Consider the following 18177-nt stretch of genomic DNA (forward strand, 5'->3'; position numbering starts at 1 on the left):
CATGGCCCATCCCTTTCATCCCACTCCCCAGTTGACGGTCAACTATGCATTTACGGATCTTGCGTCACCTTCTGCTCCCCCTCTGCGCCCTGCTGCCTGTCACCAGCCAGGCGCTGACTATAGGTACCGGGCCGGTCAATGGCGTCTACTACCCCACCGGAGGCGCCATCTGTCGGGTGCTCAATGCAGACCATGCCCTGCGCGGCGATCGCTGCACGGTACAGAGTACCCACGGCTCTCTGGCCAACCTGAAGGCGCTGGAAGAGGGGGACGTGCAGCTGGCGCTGGTGCAGTCCGATATCCTCCACCACGCCTTGCACGGCACCGGACCTTTCAGCGGACAAGGCGCCAACCACAAACTGCGCAGTCTGTTTCGCCTCTATCAGGAGTCGCTGACCCTGCTGGCCAGCCCCACCAGCGGCATCACCACCCTGGCAGATATCGAAGGAAAGCGGGTCTATCCGGGTGAACCCGGCGCCGGCGAGCCCACTACCAGCCAGGCCCTGATGAACGCCATGGGGTGGCACTCCGGCCAGTTTGCCACCTATCAGCTCACCCCGGGCCGGGATCCGCTGGAAGGGTTGTGCGATGGCAGCCTGGATGCCGCCTTTATCGTTGCCGGGCACCCCAGCCTGGCGATCGGCGATCTGACCGGCCGCTGCAAGGTGCGCCTCATCCCCATCGAGGGGGATCAGATCGATCGCCTGCTCAAGGAGCATCCCTACTACCAGCGCAGCCGCATCGCTGCCAACCTCTATCCGGGGCAGATCTCCGCCATCAACAACATCGGCATGAGCGCCGAACTGGTGGCGCTGGCCAGCCTGCCGGATCCCATAGTGCGCACCGTGCGTGACACCCTGCTGGCACGGGTCAAGCAGTTCAGCCGGCTACACCCGGCCTTGAGCAAGATTACCGTGGAGCGTCTGCAGGCGCAGACCGAGCTGCCCCTCCATGCCGGCATGTCGGCTCAGGCGCCCGAGCCCCTGCCGTTGGCCCCTGAACTGCTGATGCCGGATGATTCGCTGCAGGATGCCCCGAAAGGGGATACTCCCGAACCGACCACCACTGAGCCCCCTGCCGACGCAGGCAATGTCGCCAGCGCCGCCGTTGCCACCGAGCCCGCCAGCGAAACCTCACCTACCCGGGCGACCCCGGACGAGGTTGCCCCAAATACCGAGGCTCCGGATACGGTGTCGGCAGCGGCGCCGTCAGAGGCCGTCACGCCGGATAACAGGGAACAAGCAACCACCAGCGCGGCGCAAGGGACGACTCCAGCAGATGAATCTGTGCCGGAAGCTGCCGCCGGCGACACGACGCCGTCGCAGCCCTGAAACGGGCAAACCCAATAAAATCAAAGGGGCAGCCACAGCTGCCCCTTTGATTTATGACGTTCTGATCACTGCCCCGCCTCTCGCGCCAGATAGGGGTTGGGTTTTTGGATCTCCTCCTCCACCCAGACCAGCAACTGCTTGATGGCCCGCGACAGCACCTGATTCTGGCGCACCACGTACCCCAGACTGGTACCGGGAAAATCGGTCAGGCTGGTGACGGGGGCGGTCAGGTTGAGCCTGGGGTGCAGCGAGAAGTCGGGCACTATGGCCACGCCAAATCCCGCCTCGGCCCAATCCAGCTGGGCATCCACGCTGCCAACTTCCATGATGCGGCAGGGGGGCAACCCCAGCAGCGGCAGGGAGGGGTCGATAAGCGCCCTGGTGCGGGTATCGTGCCCCAGCAGGATCAGGGTCGGCTCGTCGAGGGGATCGCTCTTTCTCTCATCCCCCCCAGCCCCGACCTGCGCCCTCGCCTGCCAGCGGGCCAGCCCGTGACCCAGGGCGCACCAGGTCACCTGTTGCAGTTCGGTATAGAAGAGCGGCTCGCTGCGCTTTTGCGCCATCACGAAGCCGAGATCCGCCTTGCCCGCCTTGACCAGCTCCGCCGCCTGATCCGAGGTGGTGTTGAACAGGGTGAGGTCGATGCCGGGAAACTCCCGTTTGAAGCGCTGAAACGGCTGGATCAGCAACAGGCGGGAAATGATGTCGCTGGCGGCGATAGCGAGCGTCCCCTGGCTTAACTGATTGAGCGCATTGAGGTCGGACTGGCACAGCTGCAACTCGGCGATGGCACGCTCGGCGCTTTGCAGCAGTCGCTCCCCCGCCTGGGTCAGGCGAAACGGGCTGCGCTCGATGAGTCGTACCCGGGTCGCCTGCTCCAGCCGCTTGATGTGCAGGCTGACGTTGGGCTGGGTCATGTGCAGCTCGGTGGCGGTCTGGCCAAAGTGCTGCAACCGGGCCAGGGTGACAAAGGTTTGCAGCCAGTGAATATCCAGCATGTGGCTCCTCCACTCCCGTCTTGCGGGGTTTTGCACGGCAACAGCGGGAGAGGTTGCCGCTAAAATGGCCACAATTATATGGTTTTATTATCGGAATTATAAAGATAATTAATTTTTCTAATCCACATCAGGCTCCTAGGATGGATGCCTAACGTCTTAGGAGAAAGAGTCATGTCGTCTATCGTAGTCGTAGGTGCCAACTGGGGTGATGAAGGCAAGGGCCGCATCGTGGATTATCTGGCAGGCCAAGCCGGTGCCAGCATTCGCTTCCAGGGCGGCAACAACGCCGGCCACACCGTGGTCAACGATCTTGGCACCTTCAAGCTGCACCAGGTCCCGAGTGGCGTGTTCAACCCGGATTGCCTGGTCGTGCTCGGCCCGGGCATGGTGATCAGCCCCGAGAAGCTCACCGCCGAACTCGACGAAGTGAAAGCCTCCGGCATCACTCCCAAGCTGGCCATCTCTGACCGCGCAACCCTGTGCCTGCCGCTGCACGCACTGGAAGATACCCTGGAAGAGCAGCGTCTGGGTGACGGCGCCTATGGCTCCACCCGTCAGGGCATTGCCCCCGCCTACGGCGATCGCGTGATGAAGAAAGCGATCCTGGTTGGCTGGCTGAAACAGCCGGACGTGCTGGTCGAGCGCATCCAGTTCATGCTGGACTGGAAACTGCCGCAGATGAAGGCCCTCTACCCGGACTTCGAATTTGCCCAGACCGCCCAGGAAATGGCCGACTGGCTGCTGGAAGTCTCCGCCTCTTGGATCGACGCCGTCTGCAACGTCAGCATGCCGCTCAAGGCCCTGCAGGCCGAAGGCAAGACCCTGCTGTTCGAAGCCCAGCTGGGCGCCGGCCGTGACCTCATCTACGGCGAATACCCCTGGGTGACCTCCTCCCACGTTTCCGGCGCCTACGCCGGCATCGGTGGCGGCCTGCCGGGTCTGCGCCCGGAGCGCGTCATCGCCGTGGCCAAGGCATTCAGCTCCTCCGTCGGTACCGGCACCCTGCTGACCGCCATGGAGAACCAGGACGAGTTCCGCAAGATCACCAACGAGTTCGGCGCGACCACCGGCCGTCCCCGTGACGTCGGCTACTTCGACGCCGTGGCCACCAAGAACGGTGTCGAGCTGCAGGCCGCCACCGAAGTGGCCCTGACCAAGCTGGACTGCCTGACCGGTCTGCCGGATCTGAAGATCTGCGTGGCCTACGAAGGTGCCCACACCGAAAACCCGATTTGGCCGCAAACTGCCGCCCTTAAGCCAGTCTACGAGCAGATGGAAAGCTGGAGCGAAGACATCAGCGGCTGCCGCACCTTCGAAGAGCTGCCCAAGGCTGCCCAGCAGTACGTGCTGCGCATCGAACAGCTGCTCGGCGTACCGGTTCCGATGGTTTCCGTCGGCCCGGGTCGTGACGAGATGATCCTGCGCTAAGTCGCCCGCCCTCTCGGCACATAAAAACCGGCATTCTGGATGCCGGTTTTTTTATCTCTCTCTTCCCCCTCACCAATCTCACAAACGACATATCGACTCATATAATGGCCTGGATAGCGCCTCATTGAGCCGTTACGTAACTTCCATTTATCCCTGTTTGGCTAAAGTGAACCCGTTACCACACGAGGAGTCACCTTATGAGATTACCCCTGCGTTCCGCTTTGCTGCCCCTGTTCTGTCTGGCCGCCCTGCCTGCAGGTGCCATGACCCTGAACAGCACCGACATCCGCGAAGGCCAGCCGATGGACAAGGTGTTCAGCTTCAACGGCTTTGGTTGCAGCGGCGAGAACCGCTCGCCCCAGCTGAGCTGGCAGGATCTGCCCGCCGGCACCAAAAGCGTCGCCATCACGACCTATGATCCGGATGCCCCCACCGGCAGCGGCTGGTGGCACTGGCTGGTGGTCAATCTGCCGGCCAGCCAGAGCGAGCTGCCGACCAACGCCTCCGGCAAGCTCAAGCAGGGGCTGGAGCTGAGAACCGACTTCGGCAGCCAGGGCTACGGCGGCCCCTGCCCGCCCGCAGGCCACGGCATGCACCGCTACCAGTTCACCGCCTGGGCCCTGCCCCAGGATCTGGAGGTGAAGGCAGATACCCCGCCCGCCATGGTAGGCTACATGCTCAACGCCATGGCCCTTGGCAAGGCTACCCTGACCGCCACCTTCGTCACCCCCTAGGAGTCCGCCGGATGAGCACGCCCCTGCTGCAACAGCACCACTACCTCGGGATCCGCCAGCAGCCCCTGCACCGGGTGCTCATCTATGCCCCAACCCTCATCTGGGTGAAACAAGGGCACAAGCAGCTGTGGTGGAAAGAGCGGCGCCTGACGTTTGACAGGGAGAGCTGGCTGCTGATCCCGGCGGGCCACCAGCTCACCTTCGTCAACCAGCCGGAGCAGGGCACATTCCGCTCCCATGCCCTGACCCTGCTGGCGCAGCCGCCCGATGCCTGGCTATCGGCCATCGCCGCGGTTCCACAGAGGCTGCGAGAACCCAGGGTAAAAGTGACCCCCGGACTGGCATTTTGCTTCGAACTGGTCACCACCATGGCCGAGCGAGGAGTGAGCGAGGCAACCCAAGCCGAGCTGCTACAGGGCTTTTATGCCGAACTGCACGCCGCCCGGGCTCTCGATCTGCTCTATCCGGCCCGCACCATAACGCTGGGGGAGCGGCTGGCCCGCTATCTCGGCGTGGAGCCCGGCGCCGACCATACTCTGGAGGGGGTTGCTCCCCACTTCGCCATGAGTCGCGCCTCCCTGGTGCGCAAGCTGGCCAGCGAAGGACGCAGTTTTCGCCAACTGCTGGCCCAGGTGCGCATGAGTCATGCCCTCACCTTGCTGCAGCAATCCCTCACTCCGCTGGAGGTAGCTCTCGCCTGCGGCTACGACTCCCCCAGTCGCTTCGCCGCCCGCTTCAAGCAGGAGTTCGGCCTGACCCCGCACCAATATCGACAAACCTGTCCCTCCCCCGCAATCCGGCCCCGAGAAAGACGCCCCCGGCTAGCACATGGGTAGTCGAGATGGCCAAGCTGCTTGGTGTTTGCCAGATATGAAAAGGCCTCCGGATGGAGGCCTTTTGCCGTTTATCTATTTGTTGATGGTGCAACCTGGCCTTATTACACGCTCACCGGAGGCAGCGAGAGACGCTGGGCCAGCGCCTGAAAGTTCTGGCTCACCTCGGCCCCGAACAGGGGATCACCGATGGCACGGTTTTGCCAGTTTTGCTCCAGATGACGCCAGTCATCTTCGGTCAGGGTGTCCCGCAGCAGGGGGAAGATCACCCCCTCCTCGTAGTTCATGTGCGCCTCCTGCAGCGCCACGAAACGTTCCAGCTTACCGGTGAACTGGTCGAGCGGGATCACCGCATCCATCAGGATCATCTCCACCATCTCCTTGAGTTCGGTGCCCGCCTCCAGCAGTTTGGCGTGCTCCTCCTGCAGACGATTGGCGACCTCTCCCTCCACGACCCGGTATTTGAGGTAGTACTCGTAGATCATGTCTTCCTTGGGGTGATGGTACTTGTCAGACACTTCCCGTAGGTAGTCGATGACATCGCGGATCAGAAAGTAGCTGATGGGCTGCTCGGCCTGAATGGCTGCCAGCTTGTGCTTGAGCAGCCCCAGTAGCCGGGCGATGTTGAGATGATCCTTGTGCAGACTGGATAACATAGGCACTCCTTCGCTGAAATAAACTGTCACTTCCCTGAGTATACGGTCATCTGCCGACCAAACTTTGCACTCAATCAAGTCAGCCGCAGACTGAATTCCATTGGATGGGCTGTTTGCCCTGCTGTTCCAGCAGCCGGTTGGTCTCGGAAAAATGGCCACAACCGATGAAGCCACGATGGGCAGAGAGCGGGCTGGGATGGGGGGCGGTCAGCACGTGATGGCGCTGCCGGTCGATGAAACGCCCCTTCTTCTGGGCATGGGCACCCCAGAGCAGGAAGACCACGCCCTGACAGCTGGCATTGATCTGCTCGATCACCCGGTCGGTGAAGGTTTCCCAGCCCAGATGTGCGTGGGAGTGGGCCTGGCCGGCCTGCACCGTCAGCACGGTATTGAGCAGCAGCACCCCCTGTTTGGCCCAGGATTCGAGAAAGCCGTGATCCGGTGTGACAAACCCTGGCAGATCCCGCTGCATCTCTTTATAGATGTTGACCAGCGAGGGCGGGGTGCGCACCCCGGGCAGCACGGAGAAACAGAGACCATGGGCCTGATTGGGGCCGTGGTACGGATCCTGGCCCAGGATCACCACCTTGACCTGATCCAGTTCGGTGAGCTTGAACGCGTTGAAGACATCGGCTGCGGGTGGATAGATCACCTTGCCCGCTTCCCGCTCACTGCGCACCGTCGCCAGCGTACTCTTGAAATAGTCCTGCTCTTTTTCCGAGCCAATCACATCACTCCAGGTCAGCACCCCGAACTCCTCACTTGATACGGCGAAGGGCTCAGGATAGGGGGCCAGCCCGCAAGACGCAACCGTGGCAGGGCATGATGGACAGCATCATTTGCCTGCGATCACATGACATCACCACACACAGGCCCCATCCGATCAGGAGATATCGGGTTTTCTCCCTGGCAACCGCTGCAGATGGAGTCGCGCGCTGCAACCGCTTCCTTCACCGCCAATTTCCTTTCCATCAGCCATCTGCCGGCTACCCGTTTATCTTAAAAACAAGACAAAACATGTAGTTAAATTACTAGATTAAACAGATAAAAGATGTATGATTTGGATATCTTACGAAATCAGAAAAATGACCTATTTTTGATTCAACTCAATAATTTAATCCTACTTGGCGCAAGCTAAGTGGGATTTTATTGATTTGGATCAATTTTCGTAATAATCCCACCGTGGTATATATGACCCCATCAAAGTAAAGGTGTAAGGCAAGGCCCCTTTAAGCCATCGAAATTCGCGGTAGCTTAACTACATCAGGGTAATTTCCTTACAGTCGGATCCGCTTCCCATTGAGGAGTCATACCATGATCAAAGGCATTCAAATCACCCAGGCCGCCAACACCGCTCTGCTGAACTCTTTCTGGCTGCTGGACGAAGAGAAGCAACAGGCTCGCTGCATCTGCGCCAAAGGCGATGCCTTCACTGCCGATCAGGAAGTCCAGATCGCCGAGCTGGGCCAGTTCGAATACCGCGAGCTGCCGGTTCAGGCCGAGCCGGCCGTTGAAGGTGGCCAGCACCTGAACGTCAACGTGCTGCGTCGCGAAACCCTGGAAGACGCCATCGCCAACCCGGAAAAATACCCGCAGCTGACCATCCGTGTGTCCGGCTACGCAGTGCGCTTCAACGCCCTGACCCCGGAACAGCAGCGTGACGTGGTAACCCGTACCTTCACCCAGAGCCTGTGATCCACACTCTGTCGTGACGGCGGGCTGCACAGCCTGCCCTCAAAAACGGCCCCCGGGGGCCGTTTTTCATGGCCACAAGCCAGGCTCGCCAAACAAAAAGGCCCCGCATCGCGGGGCCTTTTGCTATCCATTGCCAATATCAGGCAGAGGTATCGAGGGGCTCGAAACCCTTGATCAGATCGTCGATAGCCTTCATCTGCTTGAGGAAACCTTCCAGCTTCTCCAGCGGCAGGGCGCTCGGGCCATCACAGCGGGCCACCTTCGGATCCGGGTGGGATTCGATGAACAGACCCGCCAGACCTACCGCCATGCCGGCGCGGGCCAGCTCGGTCACCTGCTCGCGGCGACCACCGGATGCGGCGCCCATGGGATCGCGGCACTGCAGGGAGTGAGTCACGTCGAAGATGACCGGGTAGCCGCCCGTGCTCTTCTTCATCACGCCCAAGCCCAGCATGTCCACCACCAGGTTGTCGTAACCGAAGTTGGCACCGCGCTCGCACAGGATCAGGCGATCGTTGCCGCACTCCTCGAACTTGTCGGTGATGTTCTTCATCTGGCTCGGGCTGAGGAACTGCGGCTTCTTGATGTTGATGACGTTGCCGGTGCGGGCCATGGCCTCCACCAGGTCGGTCTGGCGCGCCAGGAAGGCGGGCAGCTGGATGACATCCACTACCTCGGCCACCGGTTTGGCCTGCCACGGCTCGTGCAGATCGGAGATGACCGGCATGCCAAAGGTCGCTTTCAGCTCCTCAAAGATCTTCATCCCCTCTTCCAGACCCGGACCGCGGTAGGAGTGGATGGAGGAGCGGTTGGCCTTGTCCCAGCTCGCCTTGAACACGAATGGAATGCCCAGCTTGCTGGTCACTTCCACGTACTTCTCGCACACCGCCATCGCCATGTCGCGGGATTCCAGCACGTTCATGCCACCAAACAGCACGAACGGCTTGTCGTTGGCGACGTCGATCTGGTTGATCTTGATATTCTTCTGTTCCATCTCGGGCATCCTTAAGTGAAGAGGCTTGGGCACACCGGCCTTGATATTCTTCTGTTTCAATTCCCAGCCCCCCTCAATGGAGGGGCTTGGGAGTCAGATCCAGCGCGGCCAGCTGTGCCTTCAGCACATCTGCCACCGGATCATCCGGGCATTGTTCAATGAAATATTCAAAATCTTCCGCCGCCTGGCGGGGGCAGTCGAGCTGCTCGTAGATGAAGCCGCGATCCCGCGTCTCCAGGGGATCGCCGGGTTTCATCCGCAGCAGCAGTTCGCTGCAGCGCAGGGCCTCGGCCATGCGATCTTCCCGCAGCAGGGCTCCCTTGCTGACGTTGAGCAGCCGCTCGATGATCTCCCACTGACCGGAGGGCTGCAAATAATCCGGGGTCAGGGTCGCCAGATCCCCCAGGGCACCGCGCAGCAGCAGTTCGATACGGGCCAGGGTCAACTCGTCACCGGTGAAGGGATCGACATAGACCTCCCCCTCACCACCGGCAAAGCTCACCAGGAAGTGGCCGGGGAAGCAGATCCCCTCCACATCCAGCCCGAGTTTGCGCCCCAGCTGGATGATGAGGATACCGAGACTGACCGGGATCCCCTTGCGCTGCATCAGCACCTGGTTGATGTCGCAGTTCTGCGCCGAGAAATAATCCTGCCAGTCGCCGTAAAAGCCAAGGCTGTGGTAGAAGCCTTCAAGCAGTTGCTGGCGCACCTCGTCACAGGTGCCTTCGGCTATCTGTTCATCCAGCCACTCGTCGAGCAAGTCCAGCTCGCGCAGCCCCTGCCCGGCCGAGCCATATACCTCGTGACTCACCGCCAGCGCCAGCTCGGTGAGGTCATGGGCTTCAAAGTCGGTCCATTCGTCTATACGTAACATCGTCTTCATGCCTTAACCGAACAAACTCGCCTGTTTGAGCAGTGCCAGCTTGGCAATAAAATAGATCCATCCCAGTGCCCCGAGAAAGGAGCACCAGCGCACCAGGTTGCTTTTGGCCAGCCGCAACGCCATGGCGGCCAGGAACACCAGCACCAGGATGCCCATCAGCTTTTCGCTGAGCCAGGGAGTCCCGTTGTTGAAGGGGTTGAGATCCAGCACCATGCACAGCAGCACGCCCGAGAGAACTACCAGGCCATTGAGCAGGCCGCTCACCTTCAGCACGGGGACACTATAGGCCCGGTCAGAGCCGGCCTGAACCCAGTAAAAGCGAACCATGAACAAGAGCACGGCCCCGGCAATCAGGGTCAGGTGCAGATGCTTGAGCACAAAATACATATTCAATCCTTGGCCGCTGGGTCATCACCCAGCGACTCGTCAAACCGGTTGTAAAGGATTTAGCAGGCCGGACACTGGCCCAGGGTTACCCGCTCGTTGTCCCCGTAATCGCGCACCGTGGTCACGGCGCGATAGCCACGCGCCAGCAACAGCTGACGCACGGCGGCACCCTGCTCCCAGCCATGCTCCAGCAGCAGCCAGCCATCCGCCAGCAGATGAGCGGGCGCCTCGGCCACTATGTGGCGAATATCCGCCAGCCCCGCCTCGTCGGCCACCAAGGCCGAACGGGGTTCGAAGCGCACATCCCCCTGCTCGAGATGAGGATCGGCGCCGTCGATGTAGGGCGGGTTGGAGACAATCACCGCGAAACGGGGGGCCTTACCCAAGAGCGGATCGCAAAGCGGCGCGAACCAGCTGCCGTCGCGAACCTGGATGGGCAAATCCAGCGCGGCGCTGTTCTCGCGGGCCAGGGCCGCGGCATCCGCCATCCTGTCCACCGCCCATACATCGGCATCGGGCCGCTCGGACTTGAGCGCCAATGCGATGGCGCCGGTGCCGGTGCCCAGATCCAGCAGGGCGCAGGGGCCAGCGGGCAACCGTGCCAGCGCCTGTTCGACCAGCACCTCGGTATCGGGGCGCGGGATCAGGGTCGCCGGACTCACCTTGAGGGGCAGCGACCAGAACTCCCGCTCCCCCAGCAGGTGGGCGATGGGCTCGCCATTGAGGCGACGGGCGAGCCAGCCCTGCAGGGTCGCCTGCTGGGCGTCATCGAGTTCGCGCTCGGGCCAGGTCATCAGGTAGCTGCGCCGGCACTTCAGCAGATGGCAGAGCAGCACATCGGCATCGGCGCGGGGAGATTCCCCCCCCGCCAGGGTCGCCATGATGTGGGCGCGGGCTTGCTGGATTTGCATCAGTTTCCCCCCACCTTATTCGTCCCACTCTGAATGCGAGCTTGCCGGATCTGCATTTGCATCAATTGCTCTCGGCCAGGGAGGCGAGCTGATCGGCCTGATACTCCTGCACCAGCGGGGTGATGACGCAGTCCAGATCCCCTTCCAGGATCTCGGAGAGGCGATAGAGGGTGAGGTTGATGCGGTGCTCGGAGAGACGCCCCTGGGGATAGTTGTAGGTGCGGATGCGCTCGGAGCGATCCCCCGACCCCACCAGGTTACGACGGGTACTCTGCTCGGCGGCACGGTGGCGCTCATCCTCGGCCGCCTGCAGACGGGCAGAGAGCACCGACATCGCCTTGGCGCGGTTCTTGTGCTGGGAGCGCTCGTCCTGGCACTCCACCACCAGGCCGGTCGGCAGGTGGGTAATGCGAATGGCGGAGTCGGTCTTGTTGACGTGCTGACCACCGGCACCGGAGGCGCGGAAGGTGTCGATCTTCAGCTCGGACGGGTTGATCTCGATCTGTTCGGCCTCCGGCACTTCCGGCAGTACGGCGACGGTACAGGCGGAGGTGTGCACCCGCCCCTGGGATTCGGTTTCCGGTACCCGCTGCACCCGGTGACCACCGGACTCGAACTTGAGACGGCCGTAGACGTGCTCGCCATCGATCTTGGCGATCACCTCCTTGTAGCCACCATATTCCCCGTCGTTGCAGCTGACGATGGAGACGCGCCAGCCCTGGCGCTCGGCAAAGCGCGAATACATGCGAAACAGGTCGCCGGCAAAAATTGCCGCCTCGTCACCACCGGCACCGGCGCGGATCTCCAGATAGCAGTTGTTGTCATCCTTGGGATCCTTGGGCAGCAGCATCACCTGTAACTCCTGCTCCAGTGCCTCCAGCGCCGCCTTGGCGACCGGCAGCTCCTCCTGCGCCATCTCGCGCAGGTCGGCATCCTCCTCCTCCAGCATCAGCTGGGTGGTCTCGAGATCCTCCTGGGCCTGACGGAAACGCTGGAAGGCGTGAACGATATCCTCCAGCTGGGCATATTCCCGGGTCAGGGCGCGATAACGCTCCTGATCCGAGACCACGTCCGGCTCGCCGAGCATGGCCTGTACTTCTTCGTGGCGCTCGATGAGGCCTTCCAGCTTTCTGATCAGTGACGGATTCATAACTCTTGCAATCTCAATGGAGGAGAGGACGACCGGCTGGCCGCCCGAACACTATGACTCTTGTGACAACCCCAGCGCTTGGCGCAACCGGGACAGGGCGCTCTCGTCACCCTGGGAGGCCGCCTGGCGCAGAGCCTGGGTCGGCGCGTGGATCAACTTGTTGGTAAGGCGATGGGCCAGCGCCTTGAGCGCCTGCTCGGCACTCTCGCCCTGGGCCAGGGCCTGCAGGGCCCGCTGCAGCTCCTCGTCGGCGACCTGCTGGGAGTGCTGACGATAGTCGCGGATGAGATCCACCGAATTCTGGCCGCGATACCAGCCCATGAATTCGTCGCGCTCTTCCTGCACGATGAGTTCCGCCTCGGCGGCCGCCCGCTTGCGGGTCTCGAGGTTCTGCTCGATGATCCCCTGCAGATCGTCCACGGTGTAAAGATAGGCGTCAGAAAGCTCGTCCACCTCGGCCTCGATATCCCGCGGCACGGCGATATCCACCAGGAACATGGGCTTGAAGCGGCGCGCCTTGAGGGCCCGCTCCACCATGCCCTTGCCGATGATGGGCAAGGGGCTCGCGGTCGAGCTGATGACGATGTCCGCCTCGTGCAGGTAATCCGGGATCTCTTCGAGGGTCATCACCTGGGCGCCGAACTCGGCCGCCAGGGTCTGGGCCCGCTGCAGGGTGCGGTTCGCCACCATCATCTGGGTGACGTCCTGCTCGCGCAGATGGCGGGCCACCAGTTCGATGGTCTCGCCGGCGCCGACCAGCAGCACCTTGGTCTGGGAGAGATCGGAGAAGATCCGCCGCGCCAGGCTGACGGCAGCGAAGGCTACCGACACGGCGCTGGCCCCGATCTCGGTATCGGTACGCACCCGTTTTGCCACCGAGAAGGACTTCTGGAACAGGCGCTCCAGTGCCCCCTTGATCGCTTCCGACTGCTGGGCATGGGCGTAGGATTGCTTGATCTGCCCCAGGATCTGCGGCTCTCCCAGCACCAGGGAGTCGAGACCGCAGGCCACCCGCATCAGGTGGCGCACCGCCTCTTCGTCATGGTGCTGATAGATGGCGCTGACCAGTTCGGCCGCATCCAGCCCGTGAAACTGCTGCAACCAGCGCAATACTGCCTCTTGCTGCTCCCCGTCCAGATTGCAATAAAGTTCGGTCCGGTTGCAGGTGGAGACGATCACCGCCTCGCTGACGCCGGGTTGGCTCACCAGCTCACGCAGGGCGCGATCGATGCAGTCCGGGCCAAAGGCGACCCTTTCTCGCAAGGCGACACTGGCGGTGTTGTGGTTGATTCCGAGGGCAAGCAAACTCATGAGTGGGCGACGGTCATTTCATACGCTGGGTGCAAAGGCTGCCAATTGTACGAGAAAGGGTAAGTCTTTAAAAGCAATACGGCCGCCCCGTATACTGTGGCAAATTCCCCTCTCTGGAGCCTTGCCTTGCTGCTACGTATTTTCACCCTCGCCTGCCTGCTGATCCTCGGCGGCTGTGCCACCACCCAGCCCCAGCGGGACCAGGTGAACTGGAACCAGGAGCGTACCCGGCTCGAGCAGCTGACCCATTGGCAGCTTTCCGGCAAGATGGCCATCATCACCCCCCAGCAGAAGGGCAGCGCCCGCCTCAACTGGCAGCAGGACGGCGATGACTATCGCCTCAACCTCACCAGCCTGATCGGCACCAGCATTCTGGAGCTCTCCCGCAGCAAGGGCGAGATCACCCTGCTGGACAGCGATGGCAACCGCCACCAGAGCCAGGATGCCGAAGCGCTGGTCTATCAGCTCACCGGCTGGCACATCCCGGTCGCCGGATTGCCGGAGTGGATCAAGGGGCTGCCGGGCCAGGCCGAATTTGAGCTCAATCCCGACGCCAGCCTGGCCAGCGTCCGTGACGGTCAGTGGCAGATAGCCTATGGCGACTATCGGGATCAGGATGGCTACCGCCTGCCGCACCAGCTCACCATGACCGGCCAGGGCAGCCGCCTCAAGCTTCAGATCAACCAATGGACTCTCGCTCGCTGATGAACCCGACCCGCTGGCCGGCACCGGCCAAACTCAACCTGTTTCTCCACGTAAATGGCCGTCGTCCGGACGGCTATCACGAATTGCAGACCCTGTTCATCTTCCTCGATCACGGCGACTGGCTGGAATTCGACCCGCTCCCCGGCACCACTCTGCTGACCCAGAGCCCGGCCATTCCCGGCGTACCCGATGAACAGAACCTCATCATCCGCGCCGCCCGCCTGCTGCAGGCAAAACTGCCGAGCCCGCAGGGAGCGCATATCCGGCTGGAAAAAGTCTTGCCTATGGGCGGCGGCATCGGCGGCGGCTCATCGGATGCGGCCACTACCCTGGTGGCCCTCAACCATCTCTGGCAGGCAGGTTTGAACGAAGACGAGCTGGCGGATCTCGGCGTCCAGCTGGGAGCCGACGTGCCGGTGTTTGTGCGCGGCAGAGCCGCCTTTGCCGAGGGGGTGGGCGAGCGGCTGCAACCGGTCGAGGTGCCCTCTGCCTGGTATCTGGTGCTCAAGCCAGATTGCCATGTGGCAACCGCCGCCGTGTTCCAGGATCCGGACCTGCCGAGAGATACCCCGAAGATGGCATTGCACAATCTGCTGGAAGGGGAGTGGAAAAACGATTGCGAATTACTGGTGAAAAAGCGCCACCCCGAGGTTGCCAATGCGCTCGGCTGGTTGCTAGAATACGCGCCGTCAAGAATGACGGGCACAGGAGCCTGCGTCTTTGCTCAGTTTGAAGACGAAGTGACTGCTCGGGAAGTGTTGGCCAAAGTGCCGAAGGGGCTGGATGGGTTTGTCGCCAAGGGCGAGAACATATCACCACTCTTTGTCACTTTGCAACAGTTCAAATGATTGGGGTATCGCCAAGCGGTAAGGCAGCGGGTTTTGATCTCGCCATTCCTAGGTTCGAATCCTAGTACCCCAGCCAATTTGAGCGAGGAAGCGTGGGCGATGTCGTGCTCGCCCACCGACCTGAAGTGCTCCGTTTCACTGCGGCAGACATCTTGCTCGTTATCTTGATAAATCGTTTGCTCCCAAACGATCCGGGTCTGATTTCAGACTCCCCCACATACTGGATGCAACCCCGAGGTTTCAAACCGTGCCTGACATGAAGCTGTTTGCTGGTAACGCAACGCCGGAACTAGCCCAGAAGATCGCAGATCGCCTGTTTATCAAACTCGGCAATGCTGCCGTAGGTCGCTTTAGCGACGGCGAGATCAGCGTACAGATCAACGAGAATGTACGTGGTGGCGATATCTTCATCATTCAATCCACCTGTGCCCCGACCAACGACAATTTGATGGAATTGATCGTCATGGTGGATGCACTGCGTCGTGCTTCAGCTGGCCGTATCACTGCCGTTATCCCCTATTTTGGTTATGCCCGTCAGGACCGCCGCGTCCGCTCCGCCCGTGTGCCCATCACCGCCAAGGTTGTCGCCGACTTCCTCTCCAGCGTCGGTGTGGATCGCGTGCTGACCGTTGACCTGCATGCCGAGCAAATCCAGGGCTTCTTCGACGTTCCGGTAGACAACGTGTTCGGTAGCCCGGTGCTGCTGGAAGACATGAAGTCCAAGAACCTCGAGGCCCCTGTTGTCGTTTCTCCGGACATCGGCGGCGTGGTCCGTGCCCGTGCCATCGCCAAGCTGCTGGATGACACCGACATCGCCATCATCGACAAGCGCCGTCCCCGCCCGAACGTCTCCCAGGTCATGCATCTGATCGGTGACGTTGCCGGCCGCGACTGCATCATCGTCGATGACATGATCGACACCGGCGGTACCCTGTGCAAGGCCGCCGAAGCCCTGAAAGAACGTGGTGCCAAGCGCGTATTCGCCTACGCGACTCACCCGGTCTTCTCCGGCTCCGCCGTCGACAACATCAAGAACTCCGTGATCGACGAACTGATCATCACCGACTCCATCCCGCTCACCCCGGAGATGAAGGCGGTTGGCAAGGTCAAGCAACTGACCCTCTCGACCGTACTGGCCGAAGCCATTCGTCGCATCAGCAACGAAGAGTCCATCTCTGCCATGTTCGAGCATTGATGGATGCTGTATCAACGAAAACCGCCTACCGGCGGTTTTCGTCTTTCTAGCACCCTGATATCTGGTACTACCCTGCCCCCGGCAGGATTAAGGATTTGTCCATGAATTGCTTGCGTCCTCTCCTGCTCGCAACCCTCACCTCCGCCCTGTTCGCCTGTCAGCCAGCCAAAGAGAACCAGCCCTTCGTGCTGGCCCTGGCACACATGAACGACACCCACTCCCAGTTCGATCCGGTCAACGCCGAGCTGACGGGACATATCTTCAACAAGGACGAGGAGACGGACACCCTCTACACCCGCTTTGGCGGCTATCCGCGCCTGCTCACCATGGCAAAGGCCTACCAGGCCGAAGCGCTGGCCAAGAACCAGCCCCTGCTGCTGCTGCACGGCGGCGATGCCTGGCAGGGCAGCGGCTACTTCAAGCTCAACGAGGGGATGGCCAACGCCGAGTTGCTAAGCCAGTTCGGCCTTGATGCCATGGCGCTCGGCAACCACGAATTCGATCTCGACAACCAGAAGCTGGCCCGCTTCATCGAGGGGGTCAACTTCCCGGTGCTGGCTGCCAACCTGGATACCCGTGACGATCCGGCCCTGAGCAAGGTCAGCAATCTCAAGCCCTTTGTCGTCTATGCCTTCGACGGCAACCAGAAAAGCCCGGTCACCGATCTCAACAACCTGCCGCAAGGCAAGCAACTGGTCGCCGTGATGGGACTGGTGCTGGAAGACATGGGCAATATCGCCCCCAACGTGGGGAAACTGCGCTTTGACAAGGAAGTGGCCTCGGCCCAGGCCACGGTCGACATGCTGCAGGCCAAAGGCATTCACCAGATCGTCGCCCTGACCCACATCGGCAACGAGCGGGATCTGGCGCTGGCGGCCAAGGTCAACGGTATTGATGCCATCGTCGGCGGCCACTCCCACAGCCTGCTCGGCGATTTTCGCAATATCGGCTGGGGCAAGACCGGCGAGTACGCCAAGCTGGTGACCAATCCGGACGGCATCGGCAAGACCTGCGTGGTGCAGGCGGGCTCCTACGCCCAGGCCATCGGTCTGGCCCAGGTAAGTTTCGACAGCCAGGGGCAGGTGCAGGATTGCCAGGGCAACAACAGCCTGCTGGCCAGCCACGACTTCTTCGCCGATCCGGCCCGCAGCCAACCCCTCGACAAGCAGGGCAGTAAAAAGGCTAGCCAGTTCATCGACAACCAGCCCAACCTGGTGACCGTAGATGAGGATCCGCGCCTGCGCGGCATCATCGACAGCCACTACAAACCGGCACTGGATAAAGCCTATGGCCCGGTGATCGGCACCATCCCCGCCCAGCTGCAAAATGCCCGTCGCCCCGGCGACAACGGCAGCGACAGCCACGGCTCGGATGTCGCCCCCCTGGTCGCCGAAGGGCAGTATTACTGGGCCAACACCCCGGCGGTGCAAGCCCTGACCGGTGGTCCGGTGGATTTCGCCCTGGTGGCGGTGGGTGGCGTGCGCGCCGATCTGCCGGCCGGCGAATGGCGCGAAGGGGACAGTGCCCTCACCCTGCTGCCGTTCAAGAACCAGCTCGCGGTGCTGAGCCTGACCGGTGCCGATGTGCGTGCCCTCTTGAGCGAAACCATCACTGCCACCCTGCCCGCCAGCGCCCACGCCGGCAAGTTCCCCTATGGCGGCCACCTGCGTTACACCTTCCAGGAGACAGAGACAGGCAAGGCGGGCACCCTCACCCAACTGCAATACCAGACGGCCGATGGCCAGTGGCAGGATCTGATGGATGACCAGCGCTACCGGGTGGTAATGAATGCCTACAGCGCCAATGGCAATGATGGCTGGCAGGCCCTGGCCGATGCCCAGCGCCAGCAGAGCGAGCGGGTCGACATCGCCAGCGTCGACGGCAAGCTGGCCGCCTTCCCGGTGCTCAAGGTGGGGCAAAGCGGCGAGCGGCTCAATGCCATCTATGCCGACGGCAAGGCGCTCGATTGCAAGGCAAAAGGGGTGGATTGCGGCACTGACGCCGCCTCCTTCGTGCAGTACGTGCGCGAGGCGCGCCCCAACCTGACCGCCCTGGACGAGGAGACGGTCACCCTGCTGCGCGCCAAATAAAGGCGCCACGAGATGAACCGGCACGGGC

At 61.8% G+C, this 18177-nt stretch carries 17 protein-coding genes, 1 tRNA gene and 1 pseudogene; 10 read left to right on the forward strand and 9 right to left on the reverse strand.

Annotation, left to right across the window (positions count from 1 at the left end; all coding sequences use genetic code 11):
• Window positions 1-59 precede the first annotated feature (59 nt).
• The gene (locus ACB028_RS02360) at window positions 60-1331 is read left to right on the forward strand and encodes a TAXI family TRAP transporter solute-binding subunit (RefSeq protein WP_371143398.1); all 1272 of its coding nucleotides are present in this window, start codon (window positions 60-62) and stop codon (window positions 1329-1331) included.
• 65 nt (window positions 1332-1396) lie between these two features.
• Here the strand turns inward: ACB028_RS02360 and ACB028_RS02365 are convergent, their stop codons facing one another.
• Window positions 1397-2329 (reverse strand): LysR family transcriptional regulator, encoded by a 933-nt coding sequence (locus tag ACB028_RS02365; RefSeq protein WP_371143399.1) that lies wholly within the window; start codon window positions 2327-2329, stop codon window positions 1397-1399.
• Window positions 2330-2500: 171 nt separating this feature from the next.
• Here ACB028_RS02365 and ACB028_RS02370 point away from each other — a divergent pair, with 171 nt between their 5' ends.
• The 3 genes from ACB028_RS02370 (at window position 2501) to ACB028_RS02380 (ending at window position 5327) form a co-directional block, all read left to right on the forward strand.
• Window positions 2501-3757, forward strand: a complete 1257-nt coding sequence (locus tag ACB028_RS02370) for an adenylosuccinate synthetase (protein WP_371143400.1) — start codon at window positions 2501-2503, stop codon at window positions 3755-3757.
• A gap of 197 nt (window positions 3758-3954) precedes the next feature.
• Window positions 3955-4491 carry a YbhB/YbcL family Raf kinase inhibitor-like protein gene (locus tag ACB028_RS02375; protein WP_371143401.1) on the forward strand — a complete coding sequence of 179 codons (537 nt, stop codon included), beginning with the start codon at window positions 3955-3957 and terminating at the stop codon, window positions 4489-4491.
• Window positions 4492-4502: 11 nt separating this feature from the next.
• Entirely contained in the window at window positions 4503-5327 is an 825-nt protein-coding gene (locus ACB028_RS02380; protein ID WP_371143402.1) for a helix-turn-helix transcriptional regulator, read from the forward strand.
• Window positions 5328-5428: 101 nt separating this feature from the next.
• Here ACB028_RS02380 and ACB028_RS02385 read toward each other — a convergent pair whose 3' ends face one another.
• Together ACB028_RS02385 and ung are read right to left on the reverse strand one after the other, a co-directional pair.
• Window positions 5429-5980, reverse strand: a complete 552-nt coding sequence (locus ACB028_RS02385) for a hemerythrin domain-containing protein (RefSeq protein ID WP_042025628.1) — start codon at window positions 5978-5980, stop codon at window positions 5429-5431.
• Window positions 5981-6059: 79 nt separating this feature from the next.
• Complete coding sequence (gene ung / locus ACB028_RS02390) at window positions 6060-6728, reverse strand: uracil-DNA glycosylase (protein WP_042025629.1); 669 nt, start codon at window positions 6726-6728, stop codon at window positions 6060-6062.
• Between the two features lie 566 nt (window positions 6729-7294).
• Here ung and grcA point away from each other — a divergent pair.
• Window positions 7295-7675 (forward strand): autonomous glycyl radical cofactor GrcA, encoded by a 381-nt coding sequence (gene grcA, locus ACB028_RS02395; RefSeq protein ID WP_026456909.1) that lies wholly within the window; start codon window positions 7295-7297, stop codon window positions 7673-7675.
• A gap of 139 nt (window positions 7676-7814) precedes the next feature.
• Here grcA and kdsA read toward each other — a convergent pair whose 3' ends face one another.
• The 6 genes from kdsA to hemA all read right to left on the reverse strand — a co-directional run bounded on the left by kdsA (window position 7815) and on the right by hemA (window position 13311).
• A complete protein-coding gene (kdsA, locus tag ACB028_RS02400) occupies window positions 7815-8669 on the reverse strand; it encodes a 3-deoxy-8-phosphooctulonate synthase (protein WP_042025631.1) in 855 nt (284 codons plus the stop codon).
• Between the two features lie 73 nt (window positions 8670-8742).
• Window positions 8743-9543 (reverse strand): SirB1 family protein, encoded by an 801-nt coding sequence (locus ACB028_RS02405; RefSeq protein WP_268855063.1) that lies wholly within the window; start codon window positions 9541-9543, stop codon window positions 8743-8745.
• A gap of 12 nt (window positions 9544-9555) precedes the next feature.
• Window positions 9556-9939, reverse strand: a complete 384-nt coding sequence (locus ACB028_RS02410) for a SirB2 family protein (protein ID WP_042025632.1) — start codon at window positions 9937-9939, stop codon at window positions 9556-9558.
• A 59-nt stretch (window positions 9940-9998) separates the two neighbouring features.
• Entirely contained in the window at window positions 9999-10850 is an 852-nt protein-coding gene (prmC, locus tag ACB028_RS02415) for a peptide chain release factor N(5)-glutamine methyltransferase (RefSeq protein WP_371143403.1), read from the reverse strand.
• A gap of 61 nt (window positions 10851-10911) precedes the next feature.
• The gene (gene prfA / locus ACB028_RS02420) at window positions 10912-12000 is read right to left on the reverse strand and encodes a peptide chain release factor 1 (RefSeq protein WP_026456914.1); all 1089 of its coding nucleotides are present in this window, start codon (window positions 11998-12000) and stop codon (window positions 10912-10914) included.
• Window positions 12001-12051: 51 nt separating this feature from the next.
• Window positions 12052-13311: a glutamyl-tRNA reductase gene (hemA, locus tag ACB028_RS02425; protein WP_042025634.1), complete on the reverse strand. Its 1260-nt coding sequence runs from the start codon at window positions 13309-13311 to the stop codon at window positions 12052-12054.
• A gap of 126 nt (window positions 13312-13437) precedes the next feature.
• On the opposite strand from hemA, the gene lolB reads away from it, so the two are divergent.
• The 5 genes and pseudogenes from lolB (at window position 13438) to ACB028_RS02450 (ending at window position 18149) form a co-directional block, all read left to right on the forward strand.
• Window positions 13438-14016 carry a lipoprotein insertase outer membrane protein LolB gene (gene lolB, locus ACB028_RS02430; RefSeq protein ID WP_216992838.1) on the forward strand — a complete coding sequence of 193 codons (579 nt, stop codon included), beginning with the start codon at window positions 13438-13440 and terminating at the stop codon, window positions 14014-14016.
• Window positions 14016-14886, forward strand: a pseudogene (ispE, locus tag ACB028_RS02435) (4-(cytidine 5'-diphospho)-2-C-methyl-D-erythritol kinase). The gene lolB and the pseudogene ispE overlap by 1 nt, the downstream one beginning before the upstream one ends.
• A tRNA-Gln gene (locus tag ACB028_RS02440) sits at window positions 14866-14940 on the forward strand. The pseudogene ispE and the gene ACB028_RS02440 overlap by 21 nt, the downstream one beginning before the upstream one ends.
• Window positions 14941-15111: 171 nt before the next feature.
• On the forward strand, window positions 15112-16059 hold the full coding sequence (locus tag ACB028_RS02445; protein ID WP_026457470.1) for a ribose-phosphate pyrophosphokinase: 948 nt from the start codon (window positions 15112-15114) through the stop codon (window positions 16057-16059).
• Between the two features lie 101 nt (window positions 16060-16160).
• The gene (locus ACB028_RS02450) at window positions 16161-18149 is read left to right on the forward strand and encodes a bifunctional UDP-sugar hydrolase/5'-nucleotidase (protein WP_371143404.1); all 1989 of its coding nucleotides are present in this window, start codon (window positions 16161-16163) and stop codon (window positions 18147-18149) included.
• Window positions 18150-18177: the final 28 nt, after the last annotated feature.

Origin of the sequence: Aeromonas sp. S9(2024) (assembly GCF_041403185.1) — a bacterium.
GTDB lineage: Bacteria > Pseudomonadota > Gammaproteobacteria > Enterobacterales > Aeromonadaceae > Aeromonas > Aeromonas enteropelogenes.